Source organism: Jiella endophytica (assembly GCF_004519335.1).
Lineage (GTDB): Bacteria > Pseudomonadota > Alphaproteobacteria > Rhizobiales > Rhizobiaceae > Jiella > Jiella endophytica.
The window spans coordinates 684,940-702,357 of record NZ_SOZD01000002.1 but is presented as its reverse complement, the minus strand read 5'-3'; the positions used below and the strand labels follow the sequence as shown (position 1 = coordinate 702,357).

At 67.5% G+C, this 17,418-nt stretch carries 18 protein-coding genes; 9 read left to right on the top strand and 9 right to left on the bottom strand.

The window, feature by feature from the left end; genetic code table 11:
• Nucleotides 1–16: 16 nt before the first annotated feature.
• Nucleotides 17–1,567 carry a siroheme synthase CysG gene (gene cysG, locus E3C22_RS08345; protein WP_425364958.1) on the bottom strand — a complete coding sequence of 517 codons (1,551 nt, stop codon included), beginning with the start codon at nt 1,565–1,567 and terminating at the stop codon, nt 17–19.
• Between the two features lie 212 nt (nt 1,568–1,779).
• On the opposite strand from cysG, the gene E3C22_RS08340 reads away from it, so the two are divergent.
• Both E3C22_RS08340 and E3C22_RS08335 read left to right on the top strand, forming a co-directional pair.
• Complete coding sequence (locus tag E3C22_RS08340) at nt 1,780–2,292, top strand: RNA pyrophosphohydrolase (protein WP_134761529.1); 513 nt, start codon at nt 1,780–1,782, stop codon at nt 2,290–2,292.
• Between the two features lie 125 nt (nt 2,293–2,417).
• Entirely contained in the window at nt 2,418–3,149 is a 732-nt protein-coding gene (locus E3C22_RS08335; protein WP_167591688.1) for a transporter substrate-binding domain-containing protein, read from the top strand.
• Between the two features lie 53 nt (nt 3,150–3,202).
• On the opposite strand, the gene E3C22_RS08330 is transcribed toward E3C22_RS08335, so the two are convergent.
• The 7 genes from E3C22_RS08330 to E3C22_RS08300 form a co-directional block, all read right to left on the bottom strand.
• On the bottom strand, nt 3,203–3,607 hold the full coding sequence (locus E3C22_RS08330) for a F0F1 ATP synthase subunit epsilon (RefSeq protein WP_134761527.1): 405 nt from the start codon (nt 3,605–3,607) through the stop codon (nt 3,203–3,205).
• Complete coding sequence (locus E3C22_RS08325; RefSeq protein WP_134761526.1) at nt 3,600–3,800, bottom strand: eL24 family ribosomal protein; 201 nt, start codon at nt 3,798–3,800, stop codon at nt 3,600–3,602. Before E3C22_RS08325 ends, E3C22_RS08330 begins: the two co-directional genes overlap by 8 nt.
• On the bottom strand, nt 3,800–5,239 hold the full coding sequence (atpD, locus tag E3C22_RS08320) for a F0F1 ATP synthase subunit beta (RefSeq protein ID WP_134761525.1): 1,440 nt from the start codon (nt 5,237–5,239) through the stop codon (nt 3,800–3,802). The genes E3C22_RS08325 and atpD overlap by 1 nt, the downstream gene beginning before the upstream one ends.
• Nucleotides 5,240–5,264: 25 nt before the next feature.
• Nucleotides 5,265–6,146 (bottom strand): F0F1 ATP synthase subunit gamma, encoded by an 882-nt coding sequence (locus E3C22_RS08315; RefSeq protein ID WP_134761524.1) that lies wholly within the window; start codon nt 6,144–6,146, stop codon nt 5,265–5,267.
• A 70-nt stretch (nt 6,147–6,216) separates the two neighbouring features.
• Complete coding sequence (atpA, locus tag E3C22_RS08310) at nt 6,217–7,746, bottom strand: F0F1 ATP synthase subunit alpha (protein ID WP_134761523.1); 1,530 nt, start codon at nt 7,744–7,746, stop codon at nt 6,217–6,219.
• The gene (locus tag E3C22_RS08305; protein ID WP_134761522.1) at nt 7,746–8,306 is read right to left on the bottom strand and encodes a F0F1 ATP synthase subunit delta; all 561 of its coding nucleotides are present in this window, start codon (nt 8,304–8,306) and stop codon (nt 7,746–7,748) included. Before E3C22_RS08305 ends, atpA begins: the two co-directional genes overlap by 1 nt.
• Nucleotides 8,307–8,578: 272 nt before the next feature.
• Complete coding sequence (locus E3C22_RS08300; RefSeq protein WP_134761521.1) at nt 8,579–8,971, bottom strand: AGROH133_08824 family phage infection protein; 393 nt, start codon at nt 8,969–8,971, stop codon at nt 8,579–8,581.
• Nucleotides 8,972–9,370: 399 nt separating this feature from the next.
• On the opposite strand from E3C22_RS08300, the gene E3C22_RS08295 reads away from it, so the two are divergent.
• From E3C22_RS08295 to E3C22_RS08265, 7 genes are all read left to right on the top strand, one after another.
• Nucleotides 9,371–10,072 (top strand): DUF4129 domain-containing protein, encoded by a 702-nt coding sequence (locus E3C22_RS08295; RefSeq protein ID WP_134761520.1) that lies wholly within the window; start codon nt 9,371–9,373, stop codon nt 10,070–10,072.
• Complete coding sequence (locus E3C22_RS08290) at nt 10,069–11,466, top strand: hypothetical protein (protein WP_134761519.1); 1,398 nt, start codon at nt 10,069–10,071, stop codon at nt 11,464–11,466. The genes E3C22_RS08295 and E3C22_RS08290 overlap by 4 nt, the downstream gene beginning before the upstream one ends.
• Nucleotides 11,420–12,376: an AAA family ATPase gene (locus E3C22_RS08285; protein WP_134761518.1), complete on the top strand. Its 957-nt coding sequence runs from the start codon at nt 11,420–11,422 to the stop codon at nt 12,374–12,376. Before E3C22_RS08290 ends, E3C22_RS08285 begins: the two co-directional genes overlap by 47 nt.
• Nucleotides 12,376–13,698, top strand: coding sequence for a DUF58 domain-containing protein (locus E3C22_RS08280; protein ID WP_134761517.1), 1,323 nt, complete (start codon nt 12,376–12,378; stop codon nt 13,696–13,698). The genes E3C22_RS08285 and E3C22_RS08280 overlap by 1 nt, the downstream gene beginning before the upstream one ends.
• On the top strand, nt 13,695–14,723 hold the full coding sequence (locus E3C22_RS08275; protein ID WP_134761516.1) for a stage II sporulation protein M: 1,029 nt from the start codon (nt 13,695–13,697) through the stop codon (nt 14,721–14,723). The genes E3C22_RS08280 and E3C22_RS08275 overlap by 4 nt, the downstream gene beginning before the upstream one ends.
• Entirely contained in the window at nt 14,723–15,658 is a 936-nt protein-coding gene (locus E3C22_RS08270) for an RDD family protein (protein WP_134761515.1), read from the top strand. Before E3C22_RS08275 ends, E3C22_RS08270 begins: the two co-directional genes overlap by 1 nt.
• Nucleotides 15,659–15,734: 76 nt before the next feature.
• Nucleotides 15,735–16,517, top strand: a complete 783-nt coding sequence (locus tag E3C22_RS08265; RefSeq protein ID WP_134761514.1) for a hypothetical protein — start codon at nt 15,735–15,737, stop codon at nt 16,515–16,517.
• A 158-nt stretch (nt 16,518–16,675) separates the two neighbouring features.
• On the opposite strand, the gene E3C22_RS08260 is transcribed toward E3C22_RS08265, so the two are convergent.
• Nucleotides 16,676–17,260 carry a ribonuclease HII gene (locus E3C22_RS08260; RefSeq protein WP_245514851.1) on the bottom strand — a complete coding sequence of 195 codons (585 nt, stop codon included), beginning with the start codon at nt 17,258–17,260 and terminating at the stop codon, nt 16,676–16,678.
• Nucleotides 17,261–17,418: the final 158 nt, after the last annotated feature.

Genomic DNA, 17,418 nt, shown 5'->3' with positions numbered 1-17,418 from the left:
CGATCGGCCGTCGCGCTCAACCCGCCCGCGCTGTGCGGTCGCTGCTCTGCGTCGCCTCGACGCCGCCCTGCTCGGCCATGTCCGCCGCCGCGCCGAACACCGCGCCGACGCCGATCAGGATCGGCCGGTCGAGGCCGATGCCGGCGACGATCGTCTCGAGATCGGCAAGCCGTCCCGCGGCGCGGGTCTCGTCCTCGCGCGACAGGTTGGCGGCGACGCCGACCGGCATGTCCGGCGACAGGCCGTCGGTGATCAGCCTCGCGGCGATCCGCCCCGCCATGCGGCCGCCCATGTAGAAGATCGTCGTCGCGCCGGGCCTGGCGAGGGCCGGCCAGTCGATGTCCTCCGGCAGGCCGCCCTTCTTGGAATGGCCGGTGACGAACCGCAGCTCCTGGGCATGGTCGCGGTGGGTGAGCGAGACGTTGAAACACGCCGCCAGCGCCGAGGCGGCAGTGATGCCCGGCACGATCGAGACCGGAATCCCTTCGGCCTTCAGCTCCTTCAGCTCCTCGCCGGCCCGGCCGAACACCGAAACGTCGCCGGACTTCAGCCGCACCACCGACTTGCCGGCCTTGGCGAACTGCACCATCAGCGCGTTGATGTCCTCCTGCCGGCAGCTTTCGCGTGCCGCCCGCTTGCCGACCAGCATGCGCTTGGCCTCGCGGCGAGCAAGCTCGAGGACGCCATCGGAGACGAGGTCGTCGAACAGGATGACATCGGCCGCCTGCAGCGCGCGCACTGCCTTGAGCGTCAGAAGCTCGGCTTCGCCCGGGCCGGCGCCGACCAGCGTGACCTTGCCGGTCTTGACGCCCGAGACGTCGCCCGCCGGCCTTGCGGCGAGTTCCTCGACCAGCCGGGCGGCCTCGCGCTCGTCGCCGGCATTCGGCGCCCGGGTGAGGAAGGCCTTGTCGGTAAAGCGCTCCCAGAAGGCGCGCCGTTCGGCGCCGGCGGAGAGCCGCTCCATCGTCGCGGAGCGAAGCTTCGCAGCCAGCGCCGCCCAGCCGGACAGGGCAGGGGGCAGCAGTGTCTCGATGCGCCGGCGGATCGCCTGTCCGAGGATCGGCGCGGCACCGAAGGTGGAAATGCCGATGACGACCGGCGACCGGTTGACGATCGAGCCGAAGGCGAAGTCGCAGAAGGCCGGCTTGTCGATGACGTTGACAGGGATGGAGGCAGCCCGCGCGGCGCAGGCGAAGGCTTGGCCCTCGGCCTCGCTCTCGGTGTCGAGAATGGCGAGCGCGTAGCGTCCCGGCAAAAGGAGATCGACTGCCCAGGGTCGGTCGTGATGGCGGATCGCGCCGGCCTGCGGCTCGCCCATGGTGCCGATTTCGGCGATCAGCGCCGTCATCTCGCCGTCGAGCGTGTCGGCGGGGGCGTAGAGTTCGACGGCGGCGCCCGCTGCGGCCAGCATCTCCGCCTTCCACGCAGCCGCGGCGGACCCGCCAGCCATCAGCGCCCTGCGACCCTTCAGCGAGAAGAACACCGGCAGCACCGAGAGTTCGCCCATCCGCTTCGGGCGGGCCGGCGTCGGATCTTTGCTCGGCGAAACGATCGGCGTCAGAGACATGGCAGAGTCCGTGTTCGTCATGCCCAACAAAATAGATCGACCGGCCGCGATGTGGCGAGCGCAAATATTTCGCAATTGCGAAGGAGTTGGCAAGTTTTTGCTCACCCGTGCCGTGTGCTTCCGCCCGGGCAGCACAGGAATGGCGGCTTGCGCCCGCCCGAGCCCCGGCAGTAGTGCTGGGCGAAAGCCACCCGAGACGAGACGAGCCGCTCATGCCCAAGGTCGATCCCGCGACGCTGCCCTACCGGCCCTGCGTCGGCATCATGGTCCTCAATGCCGGAGGCTTGGCCTGGGCCGGCCGCCGGCTGATCGAGGAAAAGGGCGAGATGACCGGGGCCGACAAGCTCTGGCAAATGCCACAGGGCGGCATCGACGAAGGCGAGGACGCGCTCGAGGCCGCAAGGCGCGAGCTCTACGAGGAGACCGGCATGAAGACCGTCTCCTATCTCGCCGAAACCCCCGGCTGGATCACCTACGATCTGCCGGCCGACCTCGTCGGCGTCGCCTTCAAGGGCAAATATCGCGGCCAGAAGCAGCGCTGGTTCGCCTTCCGCTTCGAAGGCGAGGAGACGGAGATCGCGATCGACCCGCCGCCGGGCGGCCACCAAGCCGAGTTCGACCGCTGGGGCTGGAAGACGATGGACGAGTTGCTGGAGGCGATCGTGCCGTTCAAGCGCGGCGTCTATGAGGAAGTGGTCGCGGCGTTTCGCCATCTCGGGCGGTAGGGTCACCCAAGGCGCCGGCCGCGGGCAGGACTCCGACCTGGTGGCGTGTGCCGGCAGCGTGAGCATGACGAGGTAGGTATCGTCATCGTCAGATTGGCATGGGATCTGGCCAGGGAGGGCCGAGGATGATGGAAGCGCTACGATCCGGCCTCGTTCGTGAAGGCAAAATCCGTTTCGCCATCAATCTCGGCAATGCCTCCCTCGCCATGCAGGACGAAGCGACCGGGGACTTGTCGGGCGTCAGCGTGGCGCTCGCCCGCGATCTGGCGGCGCGGCTCGGTGCCGAGCCCACCTTCGTGACCTATCCGGGAGCCGGCAAGGTCGTTGCCGATGCCGAGAGCGACAAATGGGACGTCGCGTTTCTGGCGGTCGACGATCAGCGCCGCTCGGTCATCGCCTATTCCTCGGCCTATGTTCTGATCGAGGCAAAGGTCGTGGTGCGGGCAAACTCGCCGCTCCGTCATGTCGATGAACTCGATCGTCCGGGGCGCCGGCTGCTGGTCGCGCGAGGATCGGCCTACGACCTGTACCTCAGCAAGGCCGTGCAGTCGCTGACGCTTCTGCGGGAAGAGACGCCGGGCGCGTCCTTCGCTGCGTTCAAAGCCGACGTCGAGGCGGCCGATGCCGTTGCCGGCGTCGCGCAGTCGCTGGCAAAGGCGTTCGGCAAAGATCCGGAGTTTCGGCTTCTCGACGGGCGTGTCGCAGCGATCGAGCAGGCGATGGCGCTGCCGGCGAATCGTGCCGCTCTGTCCGACAACCTGTCGGCATTCGTCGAGGCGAGAAAGGCGGATGGTTTCGTTCGGCGCGCGCTGGACGAGAGCGGGATGACCGACCTCGTCGTCGCGCCTGCAGCCTGAGCTGAGGCCTTGGAGGGCAGGCGCCCTTTGGCGCCAAGCCTGTAACGCTCAGGTCAGCCGGCGAGGCCTTCCCGGGCTTCGCGCAGCTGGTCGAGCTGGTGCTGCGCCTTGGCCTTGGCCTCCGGGCCCTCGGCATCGGCGACGTCTTCTTCGGCATCCTTGATGCTCTGGTCGAGCGCCTGCAGGTCGACCTTGTCGGCCGGCTCGGCATGTTCGGCGAGAAGCGTCAGGCCGTTCTCGTTGACGTCGGCAAAGCCGCCGCGCACGAAGATCCGCTCTTCCGAGCCGCCTTCCTTGCTGACCAGCACGATGCCGGGCTTGACGGTCGTCATCACCGGCGCGTGCTTCGCCATCACGGTGAAGAAGCCTTCCGAGCCGGGGATCGAGACGGCCGTCACCGCCTCCGACATCAGAAGCTTTTCCGGCGAGACGAGTTCGAACTGGAAGCTGTCAGCCATGGGTCTCTCGTTCCTTCGCGGCAACCTCGAAATGCTTTACCGCCGTCTCGAACTTGTCGCGGCAGCCGGGATTGCAGAAACCGACTACCGCGCCGTCGTAGACTGTCAGAGAATCGCCCGCGATCGGCTTTCCCGACCACGGGCAGGTCTCGTTGATCGCGTCCTCCAGGCGGAGGTCGCGATCGCCGCTCATCAGGCGGCGTCCTGCGCCAGCTTCTTCGCCTTCTCGACGGCCATCTCGATCGAGCCGACCATGTAGAAGGCGGCTTCGGGGAGATGGTCGTATTCGCCTGCGACGAGGCCCTTGAAGGACTTGATGGTGTCTTCGAGCGGCACCAGCTGGCCCGGCGAACCGGTGAACACCTCGGCGACGAAGAAGGGCTGCGACAGGAAGCGCTCGATCTTGCGGGCGCGCGCCACCGTCAGCTTGTCCTCTTCCGACAGCTCGTCCATGCCGAGAATGGCGATGATGTCCTGCAGCGACTTGTACTTCTGCAGCACCTGCTGGACGTTCCGCGCCACCTCGTAGTGCTCTTCGCCGATGATCATTGGGGAGAGCATGCGCGAGGTCGAATCGAGCGGATCCACCGCCGGATAGATGCCCTTCTCGGAAATGGCGCGGTTGAGCACCGTCGTCGCATCGAGATGGGCGAAGGAGGTCGCGGGCGCCGGGTCGGTCAGATCGTCGGCGGGCACGTAGATGGCCTGCACCGAGGTGATCGAACCCTTGGTCGTGGTGGTGATGCGCTCCTGCATCTGGCCCATGTCGGTGGCGAGCGTCGGCTGATAGCCCACCGCCGAGGGGATGCGGCCGAGCAGCGCCGACACTTCCGAACCCGCCTGGGTGAAGCGGAAGATGTTGTCGACGAAGAACAAGACGTCCTGGCCCTGATCGCGGAAGTGCTCGGCGATGGTGAGGCCGGTCAGCGCGACGCGGGCACGGGCTCCGGGAGGCTCGTTCATCTGGCCGTAGACGAGCGCGGCCTTGGAGCCCTCGGCCGAGCCGTCGTGCTCGTGCGGGTCCTTGTTGACGCCGGAATCGATCATCTCGTGATAGAGGTCGTTGCCCTCGCGGGTGCGCTCGCCGACGCCGGCGAACACCGAGTAGCCGCCATGGGCTTTTGCGACGTTGTTGATCAGCTCCTGGATCAGCACCGTCTTGCCGACGCCGGCGCCGCCGAACAGGCCGATCTTGCCGCCGCGGGCATAGGGCGCGAGCAGGTCGATGACCTTGATGCCGGTGACGAGGATCTGGCTCTCCGGCGACTGCTCGATATAGGGCGGTGCCGACTGGTGGATGGCGCGCTTCGATTCATAAGAGATCGGCCCGACCTCGTCGATCGGCTCGCCGATGACGTTCATGATGCGGCCGAGCGTGCCGTCGCCGACGGGAACCATGATCGGCTCGCCGGTGTCGGTCACTTCCTGGCCGCGGACGAGACCTTCGGTCAGGTCCATGGCGATGCAGCGCACGGTGTTCTCGCCAAGATGCTGGGCCACCTCGAGAACGAGGCGCATGCCGTTGTTGTCGCATTCCAGCGCGTTCAGGATCTGCGGCAGGGTCCCGTCGAACTCGACGTCGACGACGGCGCCGATCACCTGATGGACGCGGCCAATATTCTTGTCAGCCATCGATGAGGCCTCCTCTCGAAAGGTGTCAGAGCGCTTCGGCGCCCGAAATGATTTCGACCAGTTCCGTGGTGATCTGCGCCTGGCGCTGGCGGTTGTAGGAGACCGACAACTTGTCGATCATGTCGCCTGCGTTGCGCGTCGCATTGTCCATGGCGCTCATCCGCGCGCCCTGTTCGGAGGCGGCGTTTTCGAGCATCGCATGGAGGATCTGGACCTTGATGTTGCGCGGGATCAAAGCGTCGAGGATCGCACCCGGCTCCGGCTCGTATTCGTACACCGCAACGCCGCCGGTCTCGCTCTTCTCCTCGCCCGCACCGGACAGGTCGGCGGGGATGATCTGCTGGGCGGTCGGCACTTGGGTGATGACGTTCTGGAAGGCCGAATAGAAGATCGTGCAGACGTCGAACTCGCCCTTGGCGAAGAGCTCCATCACCTTCTCGCCGAGCATGTCCGCCTCGTCGAAGCCGATCTGCTTGACGTCGCGAAAATCCACCCGCTCGACGATCTTGCCGGACAGGTCGCGGCGCATGATGTCCCAGGCCTTCTTGCCGACGGCCAGGAACTTCACCGTCTTGCCCTCGCCCTCGAGGCGGCGCTGGTGCTGGCGGGCCAGCTTGACGATCGAGGCGTTGAAGCCGCCGCAAAGGCCGCGCTCGGCGGTGAAGACGACGAGGAGATGCACGTCGTCCTTGCCGGTGCCGACCATCAGCGGCGGGCCGTCACCCTCGACGGCGCCGGCGATGTTGCCGAGAACCGAGGCCATGCGGTCGGCATAGGGCCTCGCAGCGGCCGCAGCTTCCTCGGCCCGACGCAGTTTCGCCGCCGCGACCATCTGCATGGCCTTGGTGATCTTCTGCGTGGATTTGACCGACGCGATGCGGTTTCGAAGGTCCTTCAGTGATGCCATGGTCTGGCGCAGTCTCCCGCTGGCTCGACCCCGCCCGGGCGGGCAGGGCCTTCAGCCTCGTTTTTACAGATCAGGCGAAGGTCTTGGCGAAGGAGTCGATCGCGGATTTCAGCTTCTCGCGCAGCTCGTCCGACAGCGCCTTCTCCTTGGCGATCTGATCGAGGACTTCCTTGTGCTCGCTGCGCATGGCGCTGAGCAGGCCGTCCTCGAAGTCGCCGACCTGGTCGACGCGGAGCTTGTCGAGATAGCCCTGCGTGCCGGCGAAGATCACCACCACCTGCTCCTCGGTCTTCAGCGGCGAGAACTGCGACTGCTTCAGGAGCTCGGTGAGGCGGGCGCCGCGGTTGAGCAGCCGCTGGGTCGCAGCGTCGAGATCCGAGCCGAACTGGGCGAAGGCGGCCATCTCGCGATACTGGGCGAGCTCGCCCTTGATCGAGCCGGCAACCTGCTTCATCGCCTTGACCTGCGCCGAGGAACCGACGCGGCTGACCGACAGGCCGACGTTCACCGCCGGACGGACGCCCTGATAGAACAGCGTCGTCTCGAGGAAGATCTGGCCGTCGGTGATCGAGATCACGTTGGTCGGGATATAGGCCGAGACGTCGCCGGCCTGGGTCTCGATGACCGGCAGCGCGGTGAGCGAGCCGGCGCCATGGGCGTCGCCCATCTTGGCGGCGCGCTCGAGCAGCCGCGAATGCAGGTAGAAGACGTCGCCCGGATAGGCTTCGCGGCCCGGCGGGCGGCGCAGCAGCAGCGACATCTGGCGGTAGGAGACGGCCTGCTTGGACAGGTCGTCATAGCCGATCACCGCATGCATGCCGTTGTCGCGGAAGAACTCGCCCATGGCGCAGCCGGTGAAGGGCGCGATGTACTGCATCGGCGCCGGATCGGAGGCCGTGGCGGCGATGACGATGGAATATTCCATCGCGCCGCGCTCCTCCAGCGTGCGCACGAACTGCGCGACGGTGGAGCGCTTCTGGCCGACGGCGACGTAGATGCAGTAGAGCTTGTCGTTCTCGCGGTTCTCGTCGTGGGCCGGCTTCTGGTTGAGGAAGGTGTCCAGAAGGATCGCGGTCTTGCCGGTCTGGCGGTCGCCGATGACCAGCTCGCGCTGGCCGCGGCCAATCGGGATCAGCGCGTCGATCGCCTTGAGGCCGGTCGACATCGGCTCGTGCACCGACTTGCGCGGGATGATGCCCGGCGCCTTGACGTCGACACGGCGGCGGTCGGCGCCCTCGATCGGGCCCTTGCCGTCGATCGGATTGCCGAGGCCGTCGACGACGCGGCCGAGCAGGCCCTTGCCGACAGGCACTTCGACGATCGCGCCGGTGCGCTTGACGGTGTCGCCTTCCTTGATCTCGCGGTCGGAGCCGAAGATCACGACGCCGACATTGTCGGCCTCGAGGTTGAGCGCCATGCCCTGGATGCCGCCGGGGAACTCGACCATCTCGCCGGCCTGGCAGTTGTCAAGGCCATAGACGCGGGCGATGCCGTCACCGACCGACAGAACCTGGCCGACTTCCGAGACTTCCGCCTCGTTGCCGAAGTTCTTGATCTGGTTCTTCAGGATCGCGGAAATTTCCGCGGCGCGGATGTCCATCAGCCGACCTCTTTCAGTGCAAGCTTAAGCGAATTGAGTTTGGAGCGGAGCGAGGTGTCGATCTGCCGCGAACCGATCTTGACGATCAGCCCGCCGAGGATCGCGGGATCGACCTTCTCGCGCATCGTCACCGACTTTCCGGCGTAGGATGACAGCGCCTCGGAGAGGGCGCTGCGCTGGCCGTCGTCGAGCGGATGGGCGCTGGTGACGTCCACCTCGACCTCGCCGCGGTGCTCGGCGGCGAGTTCGCGGAACCGGCGAATCATGCCGGGCAGGACGAACAGCCGGCGGTTGGCCGCGACGACTTTCAGGAAATTGCCGGTGAGCGGGTCCGGCTTGGTCTCGGCGACGATCGCCTCGATGGCACGAAGCTGCTCGTCCGAGGAGAAGGCCGGGCTTTCCACCAGACGGCGGAAATCGGCGCTCTCCTTGATCAGCCGGTCGAAGGAATCGAGCTCGGGTTCGACAGTCCCGAGCGAGTTCTCATCGAGTGCGAGTTCAAACAGGGACTGGGCGTAGCGGTCTGCGACCCCCGAAACGGGAGAGGATGATTGTGCCACGGACGACCGTTTCTCTTTCGCGTTTTTTCAACTCCCGCCGCGCTGGATAGCCTCCCGCGCCGCAAGGCCTTGAAACCGTTGGTTGGATGCCAAGCGGACTGCCAACGACATGCCGGCCCTCCTCCTTGAGATAGCGTCCGTCTAGCATAGGGATTTCACCGCGACAACACGCTTCGGCGCGGCAATCGGCTTGGTTTTTCGGGTTGTTCACCCGGCTTTCCCCAGATGATTGCCGTTCGGACGGTTCCCGGCTGGAGTCATTCCAAGTCTGCTCAGGACGAGACGAAGCCGAAGGCCGGCGCCAGCGCCGCCGCGGCAAGCACCAGTTCGACCACGAGATAGAAGATCGCCCGGAAAGTCGCGCCGTCGGTCAGGAGCGATACCAGCCGGCCGAAGCCGGAAAACAGCCAGCCGGCGCCGAGCGCGAGCTGGACGAAAGGTTGGTCGTAGAGCGCCGCGCCGACGAGGCCGGTGCCGAGCCAGAAGCCGGCAAGGCTGGCGCGCGAGCCGCCGAGGGCGTCGCGGCTGCCGGCGCTCGGTGCGAGCCCGATGGCGGCGAGGACGAGACGCGGGGCAAACAGCGCGGCAAGGCCGAGCAGGACGGCGACGGCGGCCGCTGCGAACGGCATCCAGCCGGCGGCGTTGGTCGGAAGGGCGAAATCCATGGGGCTTCCTTCGGCTTTCTGGCAGCGCGCGAGGCGCCTGCTCGGCCCGGTGAAGACACCGGAGGGGCGGATGGCGTCAACCTCGGCCCTCGAGGATTTTTACGCTCGCCGAACAATATGATCCCGAAAGTTGTGGCCGAGACGGCAACGATTGCCAGATACCGCCGCGTCTTCCTGCCGAAACAGCCCCTGACCGATCCGAGGTCTCAACCCCCAATGCCCTGCACAGTACGCTAAAGCCCCTCACAGCACGTCCACAGCCTCCAAAGCATCACCGAGTTCCGCGTTGGCCTTGTCCGGTTGTCATCCTATCCTGTCCCGGTATCTTCCCGGTCGCTCGGAGTCCTGCTTTCGGGGTGTCCATTGACCGTGCGTTTCGGCTTGCCGCCTGTTCGGCGCTTGACGGCCATCCTGGCTGGCGGGGTCCTTTTCGCGCTCGCGGCCACCCCAACGCTGGCGGCCAGCGGCAAGGCCGGCGGCCCGCCAGCCGAGCCGCAGCGCTCGAAGGCTGGTGCAGTTTATCTGGAGGCGGTCTCGGGCCTGCGGCTGCAGACGCCGATCGACTATCTCTCCCCGGACGCAGACCTCGACGCCAAGCCGGAGACGCCGCCTAAGGACGATCTGGCCAGCGGGCGCTCGGAGCCGCTCGAATGGGGGGCGACCGGCTTCCTCGTCGCCTTGGCGCTGCTCCTTGCTTTCTTCCTGTGGCTCGGCCGGGGCCAGCTCGCGGACCTGATGGGGCCGCGCAACCGCCAGTTCGACAGCGGCAGCGCGGCGGTCTTCGGCACGCCGGAAGCCGAGCTCGACCGCGATCTCATCGCCAGGCTGCGCCGCGAGAGCGATCCGCGGCGCGGGCTTCGCCAGGTGCTCGAACGCTTCCTGAAGCTCGCCGCCGAGGACAACGCCATCGTTCTCAAGCGCTCGCTGACGACGCGCGAACTGATGCAGCGGCTGCCGGGAAGCTGGCGCCACCGCAGCGAGCTCGAGACGCTCGCCCGGCAGACCGAGCTCGTGCTGTTCGGCGGCAGGGAGATCGCCGAGGCCGACTATCAGCGCTGCCTCGATCTCGCCGAGCCGCATCTGCGGAGGACCGCCGCATGAGCACGGTCGATTCGGCGGCGGGTTCGAATGCCGGCAGCGGCCGCGGCGAGACGGCCAGGATGGCGGCGATTCTCGCGGCGGTGGTCGGCGTGGTCGCCCTTCTGGTCCTCCTTGGCGGGCGCCAGCCGCTCGAAACGAGCGCGATCGGCTTTGCCGGGCTCGAACAATGGCTGACGACGAAGGACATCGAGACGGTGCCTGCGGTGACCGAGGGCAATGCCGGGGACGTCTTCCGCATCATGCCCGTCTACGATCCGAAGCTGCTTGGCGCCGGGCAGGATCAGTCCGACGGCAGGGAGAAGAAACTCGGCTCGCTGGCGCCGCGGCCACTGTCGCAATTCGATTTCGTGACGCGGGCGAAGGCCGGCCCGATGCTGGCGGTGCTGCCGAAATGGCGCGGCGGCATCATTTCGCGCGGCGCGGGGCATCCGGACCTCCTGGTGCCGGAAAACGCCATCCAGATGTTCGACGAGCGGCCGGTTTCGCGGCTGCCGCAGCGCGGCTTCGGCGCATACGACCTCTACGACATCGACTATGACGAGCCGGTGGCCGAGGCGGCAACGCTCTATTCGGCGCAGGTGCTGAGCCCGGCCTTCAGCGACAAATGCCGCCCGGTGGTCGTTCTCAGGGACAAGGCAGGCAAGGATCTCGGCACGCTGATCGCCGATTGCACCGACGTCCTCTTCGAAGGGTCGGACTACACGCTTTTCGTCCTTGCCGACCCGGATATCCTCGACAATGCCGGGCTTGCTCTCGGCGACAACGCGTCCCTCGCACTCACCATCGTCCGGGGATTTGCCGGCAATGCCAAGATCTTTGTCGACAAGGACACGAGCGCCGAGCCGATGGCGGCTTCGGCGACTTCCGACAAGGCGGTGGGGAAGGATCCGCGCCAGCGGACGCTCGCCGATCTCGACCGCTTCTTCGTCTATCCCTTCTCGCTGTTCTGGATCGGCGTCGCGCTGGTCACCGGGCTGGCGCTCTGGCGCGGCAGCCGGCGCTTCGGACGGCCGAAGGAGGACGTCGAGCCGGCCGAGGCCTCGAAGCGGCGCACCATCGACGCCTCGCGCCGGATCCTGATGCTCGCTCGCTCCGACGCGTCGCTCGTCGACAGGCATGTCCGCGACCGGCTGGAGGCCCTGGCGAGCGGCCTTCTCGGCGCGGCGCGGCGGGCGCGGGGCGCCGGCGACGATGCAACCGCGATTGGAAGGTTCCTGTCGCGGCGCGCGCCGGAGATCGGCAGAAGATTTTCCGAGGCCTATGCGGCGGTCACCGCCCCGGACCTTGGTGAAAGGTCACGCCTCGAGGCGCTCGGCGCATTCGAGACCGTCATCCAGGAGACATGGCATGAATTTGGACGAACTGCGGGCCCTGCGCGACAGGATCGCCGTTGAGATCGAGAAGGCGGTGCAGGGGCAGGCGGCGATCGTCGAATTGCTGCTCGTCTCGCTGTTCGCCCGCGGCCACTGCCTGATCGAAGGGCCGCCCGGCACCGCCAAGACGCTGCTCGCCCAGTCGCTGTCATCGGCGCTGTCGCTGAACTTCAAGCGCATCCAGTTCACCCCGGACCTGATGCCCGGCGACGTCATCGGCTCGAACATCTACGATTTCGGCTCGCGGCAGTTCGAGCTGGTGCGCGGGCCGATCTTCACGGACATCCTCCTGTCCGACGAGATCAACCGCGCTCCGCCGAAGACCCAGGCCGCGCTGCTTCAGGTGATGAACGAGCGGCGGGTGACGATCGACGGCACCGACCATGCCGTCGGCGACGTCTTCTTCGTGGTGGCGACCCAGAACCCGATCGAGCAGCAGGGCACCTATCCCCTGCCGGAAGCGCAACTCGACCGCTTCCTGTTCAAGCTGGAGATCGATTTTCCTGACGAGGAAGCCGAGTTCTCGATCCTCAGGCGCCATGCCGGCCAGCCGCTCGACCACGACGCGCGCCGCGCCGCCATCGAGCCGGTCGCGGGCCTCGAGGCGATCCGCGCGGGCCAGGAACTGATCGATGCGATCCGCCTCGACGACGAGATCCTGAAATATGTGCTCGCTCTGTCGCGGGCGACGCGCGGCGACGTCGACATCGCCTATGGCGTCTCGACGAGAGCCGCCGACGGTCTCTGCGGCGCGGTGCGGGCGAGGGCGGCGCTCGACGGTCGGGACTATGCGATCCCCGACGACGTGAAGCTGCTCTTCACGCCCACCATGCGCCATCGCATCGTCCTCTCGCCGACCGCCGAGATCGAAGGGCGCAGCCCCGATGCGGTGCTCGCCGCCATTCTCGAACAGATCCCGGCGCCGCGCTGATGCGGCCCTCGCGCCTCCTCCTTCTGATCGCCAGCCTGATCGCTCTCGCCTCGCTGGCGCTGGTGATCGTGCCGGGCGCGCCGGCCGATGCGGTGCCGGCGATCTGGGGGCTGCTGGCGCTCGCCGTCATCGCCGACGTCGTCCTCACCCCCGGCCGGCGGCGCTTCGTTCTCGATGCGCCGGCGACGCGGGAGATGTTCGTCGGCGAGGCGAGCGACCTCACCTTCGTGCTGCGGCCGGCAGGCGATCGGGGCAGGGGAGCGGCCGGGCCGGGGTCGGCGATGCTGCGTGCCGCCTGGCCGGCGGGTCTGGACGGGCCGCCGCAATTCGTCCTGCAGCCGCAAGGGGCAAGGTCGAGCGCGACCATCACCATCCATGCGAGGCGGCGCGGCAATTTCGCGCTTGGCGAGGTCGCCGTCCTCAGATCGAGCCGGCTCCGCCTCGTCGATCTGGTAGCCTCCTATCCCTGCCCGACGCGGCTCGTCGTCGTTCCGAATGTCAGGGCGATCACCTCCGGCGAGATCGACGTGCAGATCGCCACCGAGGCCTTCGGCAGCCGGGCCGCTCTCTCTCGCGGCGAGGGATCGGAGTTCCATCAGCTGCGCGACTTCGTCGCCGGCATGGACAGCCGCACCATCGACTACAAGCGCTCCGCCCGGCACGGCGCGCTGGTCGCCCGGGAGATGCGGACGGAGAAGAACCACAACATCGTCCTCGCCCTCGACAACGGCCATCTGATGCGCGAGGAGATCGCCGGCCTGCCGAAGATCGACCACATGATCAATGCCGCCCTGGCGCTCGGCTGGGCCGGCATCCAGGGCGGCGATCTCGTCGGCCTCTACGCCTTCGATGCCCGGCCGCGGCTCTATCTGCCGCCGAATGGCGGGCGCCACGCCTTCGCCCAGCTGCGGGCGAGGGCCGCCGATCTTTCCTACCGGTCGATCGAGACCAACCACACCCTCGCCATGACCCATCTCGGCCAGCGTCTGTCGCGTCGCTGCCTCGTCGTGGTGTTTTCCGATTTCGTCGACACCACCACGGCCGAACTCCTGGTCGAGAACGTCGAGGTGCTGAACCGCCACCATGTGGTGGTCTTCGTCTCGATGCGCGATCCGCTGCTCACCGGCTATCAGCGCCGCGCGGCCGGCGACCTCGGCGAGATCGCGGCGGCGGTCGCGGCGGCAGGGCTCGACCGGGAGCGCCGGCTGGTGCTCGAAAAGCTTGCCAGGCTCGGCGTCTTCATCGTCGATACCGATCCCGGCGGCGTCACGGCGCGGCTGGTCTCCACCTATCTCAACATCAAGGCGCGGGAGCTGATATGAACGCGCGGACGATCCGCTCGACACGCTTTCGCGACGAGCGCGAGGCGGACTGGCAGCGCCTCGCCGCCATCGTCGAGGCCGCTGAAAAGCGCGGCCTGTCGCGGCTCGGCTTCGACGACGCCCGCGACCTGGTGCTGCTCTACCGGCAGGCGACCAATTCGCTCTCGGTCGCCCGCGAGATCTCCCTCGATTCGGCCGTGGTGCGCTATCTCGAGAGCCTCTGTGCCCGGGCCTATCTCGTCGTCTACGCGCCGCGGGAAAACCTCTCCGGGCTGCTGGCGCGCTTCTTCTCGCGCTCGGCGCCCCAGGCGGTGCGCCGCTCTTTCGTGCCGATCCTCGTCGCCTTCCTGCTGATGGCCGTCGGTGCGCTCGCCGCCTATCTCCTCACCGACGAGGACCCCAACTGGTTCTACGCTTTCGTCCCCGGCGATCTGGCAAGCGGGCGCGGGCCCGGCGCGAGCGCGGAATCGCTGCGCCAGGTCATCGAGGGCAGCGACTACCAGCCGCTCGGCGAGCTTGGCGCCTTCGCGACCTATCTCTTTTCCCACAACACCCGGGTGGCCCTCTTCGCCTTCGCCCTCGGCATCGTCTTCTGCGTCCCGAGCGTCATCCTGCTCCTCTATAACGGCGCGATGCTCGGCAGCTTCGTCAGCGTCCATGTCGACAAGGGCCTCGGCGTCGACTTCATGGGCTGGCTGACCATCCATGGCGTCACCGAACTCTCGGCCATCGCGATCGCCAGCGCCGGCGGGCTGACGCTCGGCTATGCCATGCTGTTTCCGGGCCTCAGGAGCCGCTCGGCCGCCTTGCGCCACGCCGGCCGCGACGCGGTGAAGCTTGCCGTCGTGGCGGCGGTGATGCTGGTCGCCGCCGGCCTTCTCGAAGGCATCGGCCGCCAATTGGTCACGAATTTCTGGGCGCGCATGGCGATCGGCTGGGGGATGGGCCTTCTCTGGCTAGCCTGGTTCACCCTCGCCGGCCGTGACGGGAGCCCGACGCGCGAACCCGCCGCGGAGCCGGTCTGATGGCGCTGTTTCGCCGCAAGGCCAGGGCCGCCCGCCGCCGCCCCGTCGGCCGGGAGCCGAAGCGCCTCAGCCTGACGCCGCCGGAAGGCGTCGTCCTGCATCTGGAGGTCGCGGGTCTCGGGTCGCGGCTCGGCGCTCAGCTCGTCGACGTCATCATCACCACCATTGCGATGTTCGCGATCATCTTCGCCCTGCTCTACGCCGATCTTGCCAGCCCGACGGCCTTCGGCGCCATCGCGACATTCCTCGTCCTCGTCTTCGGCACGCCCTACTACATCGTCAGCGAGCTGCTGATGAACGGCCGCACGCCCGGCAAGAAGCTGCTCGGGCTGCGCGTCGTCTCGAAGGACGGCTCTGGCCTTTCCACCCACCAGGTCGTCGTCCGCAATCTCACCAAGGAGGTCGAGGTCTTCGTTCCGGCGGCATTCCTCATCGGCGGCGGCGAGGAATCGCTCTGGTTCAACGGCTTCATGCTCGTCTGGCTGCTCGTGGTCGTCGCCGTGCCGATCCGCAACAAGGCCAACCAACGCATCGGCGACCTCATCGCCGACACCGCCGTCGTCCTCGACCCGCGGCCGCTGCTCCTGCCGGACGTCGCGGTCGCCGCGGACGAGGCGGCGCGCGAGCGCTTCGTCTTCACCAGCGCCCAGCTCGAACTTTATGGCGCCTACGAACTGCAGGTGCTGGAGCGGCTTCTGCGCGGCGGCGAGGAGGTGAAGGACAGCCGCGAGCGCCAGAAGGGCCTTGCCCGGATCGGCGAACGGATCCGCGCCAAGATCGGCTACGAGGAGCGGGTTTCGCCGCCGGAGGAAGAGCCGTTCCTGAAGAGTTTCTACGTTGCCCAGCGGGCCTTTCTCGAACAGAAGAAGCTGATGGGCGACGCCAGGGCCGACAAGTTCCACCGCGAGGACGAAGCGCCTGCCCCGCCGCCGTGATGCAGCTTTCCGCGGCCCGTTCCCGCCAGCGTCTACAACACCCGTTTCCCATCGATAAGGACCGAGAGGACAGCAGATGACAGCCATCGACACCGCAGGAATGCCGAGGCCGAGCTTCGGCGTCGGTGCCAGGATCAACGACACCGTCTCGATCTTCTTCGGACGCTTCGCCGTCTTCGGCGTGATCGGCATCGTCGCGGGTCTCCTGATGGAGCTGCCGAGCTTTCTCGTCCTGGGGGCGGACAGCACCAACGTCGCGGCGGGCGGCGACGAAGCGCTGCTCGCACAGAACCCGGTGCTTTTCGTCGTCATCAGTGTCGCCGCGCCGCTGATCGTCTATTCGATCCTCACCGCGGTGCTGGTGCTGGTCGCCTATGACGCGAAGGCGGGGCGCGGCACCAATATCGGCGCCGCGGTCGCCACCGCCTTCCGGCGCATCCTGCCGCTCATCGTCATGACCATCGCCGCCTGGCTGCTCATCGGCATGGGCTTTGCCCTGCTGATCGTTCCCGGCCTCTGGCTGCTCGGCGTGCTCTCGGTGTTCGTGCCGGTGATCATGGTGGAAGGCAACGGCTTCGGCTCGCTCAGTCGCAGCTCCGACCTCACCAAGGGGTATCGCTGGCCGATCGTCGGCTTCATCGTGATCGTCTATGTGATCTTCTACATCGTCACCCTGGCGCTGGCGGGTCTCGGCGTCATGGTCTCGACCGCCTCGCCGATCGTGCTTTTGATCCTGCAGGGCGTGGTGAGCGGCGTCGCGGCCTCCTTCGTCTCGATCGCCGTCGCCGTCACCTATGCGCGGCTGCGCGAGATCAAGGACGGGGTCGGCTTCACCGATCTCGCCGACGTCTTCGCCTGAGTTGAGAATTGGAACGTCGAGCGGTGAAGTCACGCCGACGTATCAGCGTCTTGCGGCTGCCTCACAGGGGTGGCCGCGAGCACGATGCAAGCGAAACCGGCGAGGCGGTTCTCAACCAGCCCGCGGCGTTTCTGCGGGATGGCAGCGGGACGCCGGCCTCAGACCAGCAGCAGCCGCTGCTTCAGGGGGCTGAAGGTCATGCGGTGGAGCGGCGAGGGGCCGTGGGTCTCGATCGCCTCAAGATGCGCCGCCGTGCCGTAGCCCATATGCTGGGAAAAGCCGTAGCCGGGAAATGCAAGGCAGGCCCGGCGCATCATCCGGTCGCGCAAAACCTTGGCCACAATCGAGGCGGCGGCGATGGACAGCGACGCGGCGTCGCCGCCGACGACGGCAGAGCCGTTGCAGCCGCAGCCGGGCGGCATGTCGCGGCCGTCGACGAGAATGTGGTCGGGCTCGTGGCCGAGCGCGGCAACCGCGCGGCGCATGGCGATCAGCGTCGCGCCGCGAATGTTGAAGCGATCGATCTCGGCGGCGCTGGCGCAGGCGCTCGCCACGGTCGCGGTGGCGACGATCTGAAGAAACAGCGCCTCGCGCCGCTCTGGCGAAAGCGCCTTTGAATCGTCGAGCCCCTCGGGAATGTTGCCCGGGTCGAGAATGACGGCGGCGGCCGTCACCGGGCCCGCCAACGGTCCGCGGCCGGCCTCGTCGACGCCTGCCACGCGCTGCAGGCCAAGGGAGATCAATTGGCGCTCGCGCGTAAAATCAGGGCCGGAGCGCGGCAGCCGGGCCTCCTCGTTAGGCCTGGCCGATGCGGCCGGGTCTCGCGCCCCGCCGCGGGGTCTGGCTTTCGCGGCCGCCTTGCCTGCGCCAGATGGGGACACGCTGCCGCCCTTTGCCGTTT

What these genes read in the sequence shown, in the direction of transcription:
- cysG (WP_425364958.1), bottom strand. Translation starts at nt 1,567, where the DNA reads ATGTCTCTGACGCCGATCGTTTCGCCGAGCAAAGATCCGACGCCGGCC.
- E3C22_RS08340 (WP_134761529.1), top strand. Translation starts at nt 1,780, where the DNA reads ATGCCCAAGGTCGATCCCGCGACGCTGCCCTACCGGCCCTGCGTCGGC.
- E3C22_RS08335 (WP_167591688.1), top strand. Translation starts at nt 2,418, where the DNA reads ATGATGGAAGCGCTACGATCCGGCCTCGTTCGTGAAGGCAAAATCCGT.
- E3C22_RS08330 (WP_134761527.1), bottom strand. Translation starts at nt 3,607, where the DNA reads ATGGCTGACAGCTTCCAGTTCGAACTCGTCTCGCCGGAAAAGCTTCTG.
- E3C22_RS08325 (WP_134761526.1), bottom strand. Translation starts at nt 3,800, where the DNA reads ATGAGCGGCGATCGCGACCTCCGCCTGGAGGACGCGATCAACGAGACC.
- atpD (WP_134761525.1), bottom strand. Translation starts at nt 5,239, where the DNA reads ATGGCTGACAAGAATATTGGCCGCGTCCATCAGGTGATCGGCGCCGTC.
- E3C22_RS08315 (WP_134761524.1), bottom strand. Translation starts at nt 6,146, where the DNA reads ATGGCATCACTGAAGGACCTTCGAAACCGCATCGCGTCGGTCAAATCC.
- atpA (WP_134761523.1), bottom strand. Translation starts at nt 7,746, where the DNA reads ATGGACATCCGCGCCGCGGAAATTTCCGCGATCCTGAAGAACCAGATC.
- E3C22_RS08300 (WP_134761521.1), bottom strand. Translation starts at nt 8,971, where the DNA reads ATGGATTTCGCCCTTCCGACCAACGCCGCCGGCTGGATGCCGTTCGCA.
- E3C22_RS08290 (WP_134761519.1), top strand. Translation starts at nt 10,069, where the DNA reads ATGAGCACGGTCGATTCGGCGGCGGGTTCGAATGCCGGCAGCGGCCGC.
- E3C22_RS08285 (WP_134761518.1), top strand. Translation starts at nt 11,420, where the DNA reads ATGAATTTGGACGAACTGCGGGCCCTGCGCGACAGGATCGCCGTTGAG.
- E3C22_RS08280 (WP_134761517.1), top strand. Translation starts at nt 12,376, where the DNA reads ATGCGGCCCTCGCGCCTCCTCCTTCTGATCGCCAGCCTGATCGCTCTC.
- E3C22_RS08275 (WP_134761516.1), top strand. Translation starts at nt 13,695, where the DNA reads ATGAACGCGCGGACGATCCGCTCGACACGCTTTCGCGACGAGCGCGAG.
- E3C22_RS08270 (WP_134761515.1), top strand. Translation starts at nt 14,723, where the DNA reads ATGGCGCTGTTTCGCCGCAAGGCCAGGGCCGCCCGCCGCCGCCCCGTC.
- E3C22_RS08265 (WP_134761514.1), top strand. Translation starts at nt 15,735, where the DNA reads ATGACAGCCATCGACACCGCAGGAATGCCGAGGCCGAGCTTCGGCGTC.